We start from the raw sequence: 8,915 nt of genomic DNA, 5'->3' as shown, positions 1-8,915 counted from the left end.
ATGTTGTTGCCGGAGCTACGACACCGCCCTGCGGTGTCCCCCGGGTGCGTTCCACCCGGGTTCCGTCCGACAGTTGCAGCGGTGCCTTCAGCCACCGGTCAATGTACAGCATGGCCCAGTCGCTCTTGATATGCCTTCTGAGCGCGCGCTGTAACAGATCATGGTCGATGTTGTCAAACAGGCCTTTAATATCAAACTCAAGAACCCAGTCGTATTTCCAGCACCGCTCCCGGGTTACCCCAACAGCATCCAGCGCCGATTTCCCGGGCCGGTAGCCGTACGAGTCCTGCAGGAAGATCGACTCGATCTCAGGTTCAATGGCCTGTTTGACCACCATCTGGGCGACACGATCCGATACAGTTGGCACTCCCAAAATTCTCTCCCCGCCATTCTTCTTCGGAATGGCGACCGCTTTCACCGGATCGGGGAAGTAGCTGCCCGAGGACATCCGATTCCAGACCTTGTACAGATTGCCTTTCAGGTCCGCTTCGAAGTCCGCGAGCGACTGTTGGTCCACCCCGGCCGATCCCGCATTGGCTTTAACCGCCTTGAAAGCCTCGTACACCAGCCACTTGTCAATGACAAACGGTTTTGTCGTGCTCATGGGTTTCCTCCTGTTTCCAGTTGAACCCCAAGCTCGACCGCCTGACCCAACCCCTTTGCTCCAGCCGCATTACCAGCCTTCATCGCTCGTACGGGTTGGTCCGTCCCAGTGCTCCGCATCGGTACTCTCGCCTCGTGGCTTCTACCACTTGTGCTTCTCCCTTCACATCGGAACGACTGGTTCCCGCAGTTCCACACAAGAGCCTGGATCAGCTTCACGCCCCCTTTACGCCGGTCGCCGCCTGCCCAGTAATCAGGTTTCCGGCAGGCTTGTCGCAGGAGATCAAGCTGCCCCTGGTTTTGACGACAAGTCTCTGGATTACGACGCGTTATCGGAAGGTTCACTTTCGTTCGTCTCTCTGATCCATACCTACCCGAGGTATGGCCTCGGGCTTTGTCCCCAATGCTCACCACCACGGCTCTTTACCGCAGCAGCTTGGGGTGGTTTGGAGCCCGCGCCTGAACGCCGACTCCGAGGGGCCTACCCTCATCNNTGCCGATGCCTGGAGGCAGCGTCTTCTTCGTTTTCGCCATTGTGTGGCCACCAACCATGTTGGGGTGGCGAATCTTACCGCAGCGCCTTACTGCGACACTACCTGTCACAGCCTTTGAGGTTGTTGATCACAGCCTCGCGCTCGCGGAAGCGACCAATGCGTTGCTCAGGAGCCTGATTACGGTGACCGGTGACCGCGGTCGCGCTCAGGCAAGGTCGGCCGATGAGCGCCGCCAACTTGGTAAACGGCGGGGAATACTCGACGGTATCCCGTACGTGGCGAAAGACGTCTTCAAAACTGAAGGGATCCGGACCACGGCGGGAAGCAAGGTTTTGGCTGAACACTATCCGCAAGAAGATGCCGTTGTTGTGCGGAAGCTGGCAGAAGCGGGGGCAGCCCTCGTTGGTAAAGCGAACATGCACGAGTTCGCATATGGTGCTACCGGGGAGAATCAGTTCACCGGCACGACAGTGAACCCGTGGGACCAACGGCGCTTGGCAGGGGGCTCCAGTGGCGGCTCGGCTGCTGCGGTTGCAGCCGGGATCGTTCCCTTTGCGTTGGGCACCGATACAGGGGGATCAGTGCGTGTACCGGCAGCGCTGTGCGGAGTAACCGGCTTCAAACCTACGTTCGGACTGTTGGACTCCACTGGCGTCATTCCGTTCTGCTGGACGCTTGACCATGTGGGCATTATCGCAGGGAATGCGGATGACGTTTCCGTGGTGATCGACTCGCTGACTGACCTGGATGTCTTCGGTACTAACGGCTCGCTGGACTCCCTTCGTATAGGGATTCCGAAGGGATGGACCTCTGTTCTGGAACCTGGCGTTCGAGCCGGATATGAACTGGCAGTTGCAGCTCTAAAGTCGTCCGGCGCTACTTTCCACGAGATTGAGCTGCCGGAACATGCTGAATCTCGGACCGTATCTCTCACGATTCAACTCGCCGAAGCTTTGGCGTATCACTCGCCATTGATAGCGTTGTCAGATGAGAAGTATGGGCACGATATCCGCAGCGGCTTCGTCCTGGGTCAACAGTTATCCGCCGAAAGCTATGTGCAATGCCAACGGCTGCTGAGCGCGTACCGGGCGTCGTTCATTCGGCACTTTGAGACTATTGATGCGATCCTGACTCCCACATGCCCGATTGTCGCGCCCGAAACAGGCAGTAGTCGAATACCAGTCGGCGATCAACTTCTCCCGATCGGTAACGCGCTGACGCTTTTTACGTCCTTCTTCAATCTGGTCGGCGCACCGGCCGTAGCACTGCCTGCCGGCACCGATGACAAAGGATTGCCAGTCAGTGTGCAGCTCATCGGCGCACCAGGCATGGACGTAGCGATTCTTGAACTTGCACGACATCTTGAACAGGAACTGGCGCGAACTTAAACGTGGCAGCTCCGTAGCGAATTCCACTTCAACGCAATGTAAAGGGGTTAGTATGCAAATCCACAAAACATCGAAGCACGCTCGGACCTGTCTCTTCGTGTTGCTGAGCGCGATTCTTCCTGTCACGCCTGCCAGTGCACAACAACTGGTCGTCGCCTCGTTCGGTGGGGCATATACCGCGAGCCAATCGAAGGCCTTCTTTGAGCCGTACGCCGCAAAAACCGGGACCAAAGTCCTTCCTGCTGACTACAACGGCGGGTTGGCAGAGCTTCGTTCGCAGGTGCAGGCGGGGTCCGGTGCGTGGGACGTGATCGATCTTGAATTCCAGGATGCAGCTCGCGCATGCGACGAAGGATTGATCGACCCGATAAAGCCGAGTTCGCTTCCAAACGGTCAGGATGGCAAGCCGGCGTCTTCCGACTTCGTGCAGAGTTCCCTGATGGACTGCGGCGTTGGAACGATCCTCTGGTCGAACGTGATTGCGTATGACAAGCGAAAGTTTACCGGGGCGCAGCCTACAACAATTGCTGACTTCTTTGATTTGAAGCGGTTCCCGGGCAAGCGCGGGCTAAGCAACAAACCGAACGGAAACCTGGAATGGGCGCTCCTGGCTGATGGCGTACCGCGAGACAAGGTTTATGCAACCCTGCGTACGCCGGCCGGCCTCGAGCGCGCGCTCAAGAAACTCGACACTATCAAGGCCAACGCGATCTTCTGGGGGGCGCAGGCACAGTCTGTCCAGCTTCTCGCCGATGGAGAGGTCGTGATGACAGAAGGCGGCAATGGCAGATTCACAGACGCCATCACCAAGGACAAGAAGCCTTTCGGTATTCTCTGGCAAGGCCAGATCATCAACGGTGATGTGTTTGCTGTATCGAAGGCCAGTAAGAATAAAGCGGCTGCGCTCGATTTTATTCGCTTTGCAACTTCGGCGCCTCAGCTTGCTGCGCAGACGAAATACATCAGCTATGCCCCCGCGCGTCGTTCCGCATTGCCATTGGTGGACGCATCTCTGAGAGAGAATCTGCCGACATCACCTGCGAATCTGAAGGTTGGTCTCGCGAGCGACACGGCGTTCTGGAACGACGAACAGGACGAAATCAATCGCCGTTGGGCTGCGTGGATGGCCCGCTGAGAGGAACGTTATGAACATGCTAAACGTCTTCCACCAGCGAGAACTAGGGAATGCTGAACGAGTCGATAGTGACCACGTTGTCTTCTCGCAGGTCGAGAAGAGCTACGACGGCAGTACGCACGTCGTCAAGTCACTCTCGCTATCAGTCAGGCGTGGCGAGTTTCTCACGTTACTGGGCCCGTCGGGCTCAGGAAAAACGACGACGCTGATGATGCTTGCAGGCTTTGAGGCACCCACTGCGGGGGGTGGCGTGGACCTGACCACCACGCCACCACATAAACGAGGCATCGGCATGGTGTTCCAAAACTATGCCCTGTTTCCCCATATGTCGATTGCAGACAACGTGGCGTTTCCTTTGGTCGCAAGGAAAATGTCAAGGAGCGAGGTCGGCGAGCGCGTAACCCGGGCCTTGGAGATGGTCAAGATGCAGGATTATGCGTCCCGCCGGCCCGCGCAGCTTTCAGGGGGACAGCAGCAGCGCATTGCGCTGGCTCGAGCGCTTGTATTCGAGCCAACTCTTGTCTTGATGGACGAGCCGCTTGGCGCGCTTGACAAACAGCTTCGCGAACACATGCAGACCGAAATCAAGCACCTGCACAAGATGCTCGGCGTTACGGTCGTGTATGTGACCCACGATCAGGACGAAGCCCTGGCAATGTCCGATCGGGTCGCCATTTTCAACAATGGAGTGATCGAACAGATTGGGCCGCCGACTGAGATTTATGAGTCACCAAACACGGAGTTTGTGTCGCGGTTCGTCGGCGACAACAACCTTCTGGAAGGCGTTGTAGACGAGTGTTATGCGTCGGACAGCGGGAGCTATCGCGCAAAGATCACGCACGGCGCTTGCCGATTTGAAGCGTTGGCGAGCAAGCCATTGATGGCGGGTACGCGTGTCACCCTTGTCTTGCGGCCGGAAAGGGTATCGCTTGCGGGCCAGGACGGAGCTCTCGAGAATCAGGTGAGTTCTCAGATCGTAGAGTCGACGTATTTCGGCGATCACGTTCGCCTTACGTGCCGAATCCCCAGCGGCAACGATATCACCGTGAAACTGGCGAATACGTCGAGCCTTGGTTCCCTCCAGGCCGGGCAGACGTTGCCTATCGGCTGGCGTTCGGCTGACAGCCGTGCGCTACTGGCAGTAGGAGGATAGCGATGAGCCCGACAATTATGGTCGAGACGCACAACCCGGACGCTTCATTTCAGGAACAGTGGGGCGCCGCATTGAAAACGCGCGTTCAAAAAGCACGGCGGCGCCAGACGCGGAAGTCGTTGTTGCTGGTCGCGCCAGTGATTCTGTTCCTCATGCTGACCTTCCTCGTGCCAATTGCCAAGATGTTTCAGGTCAGTATCTATGATCCGACATTGCGCGATCTTCTGCCAAATACAGCTCGTACGCTCGATGGCGGGTCGAAGGTGACAACGGGGGACCAGGTCTGGCAGAGCCTGGCCCGCGATCTCGTTTTGGCCAGAGATCAGGGCAAGCTGGGCATTGTCGCGAGCCGACTGAACGCTGAGCGCCCAGGGCTGCGATCCGTCGTAGAACGTACTGCCCGGCGCGCAGCGGCTACTGACGATGCGCCTACCGCCCAGTGGTTCGCAAATGTCGACCCGACCTGGAGTGAACCCGAAATAATGCCCATGCTGGCGCGTGCCACACGTGCATTCACATTCGACAACTATCTATCGGCGTTAGACTTCCGCCGCGATGAAAAAGGAAGTATTGCCTCCCAACCGCAGGATGAGCGGATTTACCGGTCGTTATATTTAAAGACCTTTGGGGTGGCTATCGCCGTAACGGTTCTGTGCGGTGTAATGGGCTATCCGATCGCTTACCTGATGGCAACGAGTTCCAAGGCAACCGCGAACAGACTGATGATCCTGGTGCTGGTTCCATTCTGGACATCCATGCTGGTTCGGGTTACCGCATGGATGGTGCTGCTGCAGTCCCAAGGCGTCGTGAACGATCTTCTCGTGCTCGCTGGCGTGGTAAATGAGAACAATCGCGTAATGCTGATCTACAACCTTACTGGCACCTTGATTGCGATGACACACATCCTGTTGCCGTTCTTCATACTTCCGCTTTACAGCGTGATGGTCGCGGTACCTCCCAGTTATATGCGGGCCGCGCAATCGCTCGGTGCCGGACGGTTTAGCGCCTTCTGGAAGGTCTATTTCCCTATCACGCTCCCAGGCGTCGGGGCTGGCGCGCTGCTGGTGTTGATCTTGGCCCTTGGGTACTACATTACACCGGCTCTTGTCGGTGGACAGTCGGGACAGATGATCTCCAATATGATTGCTTTCAATATTCAGACGTCGCTCAACTGGGGTCTGGCGGCTGCACTGAGCATCGTGCTACTGGTTGTGGTGCTGGCCCTTTATTTCGTCTACAACCGTCTGATCGGTGCTGAAAACCTGAGGATGGGATAAGCATGAACATTCACACTCCGCCGTTTCGCTCGCCCGTCGAGAAAGGATGGAACGTTATTTTTGTATTGATCTGCACGACGATCTTCCTTTTCCTTGTTGCGCCGATCCTGGTAATCATTCCTTTGTCTTTCAACGCCGAGCCCTATTTCACATTCACACGGGCAATGTTGCACTTGCATACCGATGCGTGGTCCCTTCGTTGGTATGACTCATTCTTTAGCAACCCTCGCTGGTTGCTTTCGGTGAGGAATAGCCTCGTCGTCGGCGTCGTGACTACCATTCTCGCGGCGTCAATCGGGACCGCGGCTGCGTTAGGTTTAAGGCAGCGCCTTCTGCCTGGCAGGTCGCTCATGATGAGCTTTATCCTTGCACCGATGGTGGTGCCGACAATCGTTACAGGCGCCGGAACCTATTTCGTTTTCGCAAAAGTTGGCCTGGTCGATAATCTCTGGGGGCTGATTGCCGCGCATACTGCGCTCGGGATCCCATTCGTCGTAGTCACCGTCCTTGCTTCTGTCAGCGGCCTGGATCGCTCATTTGAAAGAGCGGGCGCGATCATGGGGGCGCCACCGTGGATGGTTTTTCGCAAGGTCACGCTACCACTCATCATGCCGGGCGTAACGGCGGGCGCAGTCCTGGCCTTCATCACGTCTTTCGACGAGGTTGTTTTCGCGCTGTTTCTGTTGCCAAGTCCGCAGTACTTCACATTGCCCAGGCAGATGTGGTCCGGTCTTCGTGAGCAAATCAGTCCTGCGATTCTGGCTGCGCCGACACTCTGGATATTGCTCTCATTGGTCATGATGTGGCTGGTCGGCGCACTTCGCAAGAGAGCGGCACTTGTGCGACGGCCATCGTAGGAGTGCGCCCCGTGTCTGATCTCGGTCGCGCAATCGTCGAACGCGGTAATTCACCGCTGCTTGTTCTGACTCCCCATGCCGGTAGACAGATCCCGCAAGATCTCATTCAGCTGCAACCTTGGGGGGGGCGATGCGGGGCGACATTGTGGACCCGCTGGCGAAACCGTCCGGAGGGTGGCGCGAGCCCTCAACGCATCCTTGATTGGCGGACCGTATCATCCATGCGTGATCGATCTGAAATGTCGACGCGGACGATCTGGACTTTACGCCGCATTTCAATCGGCTGAGGGTCTGCCCGTCCCACACGGTCGAAGGCGAAGCGTTCTATGATGGCGACGTCGGGTACGAACGGGCGGTACACGCAAAGGTCGGCCAATACTCGCGACCTTTCCACGACACCGTCACTCAGGAGCTCCGGTTCTCGGGAACGTGCTCAGCGCCTTCAACTCCCAGCTTCCGGTCATACGTCGTACTGCGCGCGACAAGCGTACCAGGTGGCGTGAAGCGCGTTACGGAGAGCGTGCGGCTGGTCATTGCCGCATGCGACGACGATCGCATTGCACTTTTACGGTTCATGTGAATGCGGTGCGCCGAGCTGGCGCGGCGCGGGAACAGCGGTCCTGAAAGCCCACGCTTCGGGCACCATAGATACATGTTTCTCGGGGAGCAGGGACGCCTCCTGAGCTTGCGCCAGGAGGGTCGTCCTGCAAACACTCTCCGTCAAATCCGGCTCGTTAGTTCTGGCAAGACGGTAAAAAGGTCATCCACAAGGCCGTAGTCGGCAACGCTAAAAATCGGCGCTTCCGCATCTTTATTGATGGCGACGATCACCTTTGAGTCCTTCATCCCGGCAAGATGCTGGATCGCGCCGGAAATGCCGACCGCGATGTAAAGTTGCGGTGCGACAATCTTGCCGGTCTGTCCGACCTGCCAGTCGTTTGGCACGAAGCCTGAATCCACCGCGGCGCGCGATGCACCTACTGCCGCGTCGAGCTTCTGCGCCAGCGGATCGAGTAGCGCGAAGTTGTCCGCGCTGCCCATGCCGCGCCCGCCCGACACGACGATGGGTGCCGACGTCAGTTCCGGCCGCTCGTTCTTTGCGACCTCGCGACGAACGAAGCGTGCGCGGCGCGTGCCTTCGCCGGCGTCGTGCGTTTCGATAGGCGCACCGCCACCACCCGAGGGCGCGGCATCGAACGCGGTCGTGCGAATCGTGGTGACCTTGATCGGGTCGTTGCATTGGACCGTGGCGATCGCGTTGCCCGCGTAGATCGGGCGATCGAAGGTATCGGCCGAATGAATCGCGGTGACATCGGAAATTTGCGAGGCGTCAAGCTTCGCGGCGACACGCGGTGCGACGTTCTTGCCGGAGGCGGTCGCGCAGAACAGCACGTGCGTGTACGACGGCGCGAGCATCAGCACCTGCGTGGCGACGTTCTCGGCGAGACCGTCGGCGAGCTGCGGCGCGTCAATCAGGATCACCTTGTCGACGCCTTGTATCGCGGCGGCCGCTTTCGCGGCGGCGCCTACATCGTGCCCGACGACGAGCACGTGCACACGGTTATTCAACTGGCGCGCGGCGTTCACCGTGTGCAGCGTGGCGGGCTTGAGTACAGAGGCGTCATGGTCGGCAATGACGAGAGTGGTCATTCAGATTACCTTCGCTTCGTTTCTGAGTTTGTCAATCAGCGTGGCGACGTCAGGAACGCGCACGCCGGCCTTGCGCGCTGCCGGCTCGACGACTTTCAATGTCTTCAGACGCGGCGCCGGATCGACCCCGAGTTCGACCGGTGTGAGGATATCTAGCGGCTTTTTCTTCGCCTTCATGATGCTGGGCAGCGTCACGTAGCGTGGCTCGTTCAGGCGCAGATCGGTTGTCACGACAGCCGGCAGGTCTAGCTCAATCACTTCGAATCCGCCGTCCACTTCACGCGTGACGGTTGCCGTGTTGCCCTGAATCTCGATGGCGCTAGCAAACGTCGCCTGCGGCCAGTCGAGCAGCGCGGCG

The 8,915-nt window shown here is 58.2% G+C and carries 8 protein-coding genes; 5 read left to right on the top strand and 3 right to left on the bottom strand.

The window, feature by feature from the left end; translation table 11 throughout:
* The coding region (locus BN2476_RS43240) for a reverse transcriptase domain-containing protein (protein WP_087740246.1) at window positions 1-604 on the bottom strand (604 nt) is incomplete at its 3' end.
* Between the two features lie 549 nt (window positions 605-1,153).
* Between BN2476_RS43240 and BN2476_RS43230 the strand changes: the two genes are divergently transcribed.
* Genes BN2476_RS43230 through BN2476_RS43210 form a run of 5 tightly spaced genes read left to right on the top strand, consistent with a single transcriptional unit; the run spans window position 1,154 to window position 6,907 of the window.
* Complete coding sequence (locus tag BN2476_RS43230) at window positions 1,154-2,485, top strand: amidase (protein WP_227747310.1); 1,332 nt, start codon at window positions 1,154-1,156, stop codon at window positions 2,483-2,485.
* Window positions 2,486-2,537: 52 nt separating this feature from the next.
* Window positions 2,538-3,620, top strand: coding sequence for an ABC transporter substrate-binding protein (locus BN2476_RS43225; RefSeq protein WP_087740245.1), 1,083 nt, complete (start codon window positions 2,538-2,540; stop codon window positions 3,618-3,620).
* A gap of 10 nt (window positions 3,621-3,630) precedes the next feature.
* On the top strand, window positions 3,631-4,773 hold the full coding sequence (locus tag BN2476_RS43220; RefSeq protein ID WP_087740244.1) for an ABC transporter ATP-binding protein: 1,143 nt from the start codon (window positions 3,631-3,633) through the stop codon (window positions 4,771-4,773).
* A 2-nt stretch (window positions 4,774-4,775) separates the two neighbouring features.
* On the top strand, window positions 4,776-6,050 hold the full coding sequence (locus BN2476_RS43215; protein WP_087740243.1) for an ABC transporter permease: 1,275 nt from the start codon (window positions 4,776-4,778) through the stop codon (window positions 6,048-6,050).
* A 2-nt stretch (window positions 6,051-6,052) separates the two neighbouring features.
* Complete coding sequence (locus tag BN2476_RS43210) at window positions 6,053-6,907, top strand: ABC transporter permease (protein ID WP_087740242.1); 855 nt, start codon at window positions 6,053-6,055, stop codon at window positions 6,905-6,907.
* A gap of 720 nt (window positions 6,908-7,627) precedes the next feature.
* Here BN2476_RS43210 and BN2476_RS43200 read toward each other — a convergent pair.
* The gene (locus BN2476_RS43200) at window positions 7,628-8,557 is read right to left on the bottom strand and encodes an electron transfer flavoprotein subunit alpha/FixB family protein (RefSeq protein ID WP_087740241.1); all 930 of its coding nucleotides are present in this window, start codon (window positions 8,555-8,557) and stop codon (window positions 7,628-7,630) included.
* The coding region (locus tag BN2476_RS43195; protein ID WP_438942951.1) for an electron transfer flavoprotein subunit beta/FixA family protein at window positions 8,558-8,915 on the bottom strand (358 nt) is incomplete at its 5' end. It abuts the gene before it with no gap.

Source organism: Paraburkholderia piptadeniae, assembly GCF_900007165.1.
GTDB classification, from domain to species: domain Bacteria; phylum Pseudomonadota; class Gammaproteobacteria; order Burkholderiales; family Burkholderiaceae; genus Paraburkholderia; species Paraburkholderia piptadeniae.
Note: the sequence above shows the minus strand (reverse complement) of the source record. Positions and strands in the feature narration are given on the sequence as shown.

Excerpts from the sequence above, each read along its gene's own strand:
- BN2476_RS43225 (WP_087740245.1), top strand. The coding sequence starts at position 2,538 with ATGCAAATCCACAAAACATCGAAGCACGCTCGGACCTGTCTCTTCGTG.
- BN2476_RS43215 (WP_087740243.1), top strand. The coding sequence starts at position 4,776 with ATGAGCCCGACAATTATGGTCGAGACGCACAACCCGGACGCTTCATTT.
- BN2476_RS43200 (WP_087740241.1), bottom strand. The coding sequence starts at position 8,557 with ATGACCACTCTCGTCATTGCCGACCATGACGCCTCTGTACTCAAGCCC.
- BN2476_RS43210 (WP_087740242.1), top strand. The coding sequence starts at position 6,053 with ATGAACATTCACACTCCGCCGTTTCGCTCGCCCGTCGAGAAAGGATGG.
- BN2476_RS43220 (WP_087740244.1), top strand. The coding sequence starts at position 3,631 with ATGAACATGCTAAACGTCTTCCACCAGCGAGAACTAGGGAATGCTGAA.
- BN2476_RS43230 (WP_227747310.1), top strand. The coding sequence starts at position 1,154 with ATGTTGGGGTGGCGAATCTTACCGCAGCGCCTTACTGCGACACTACCT.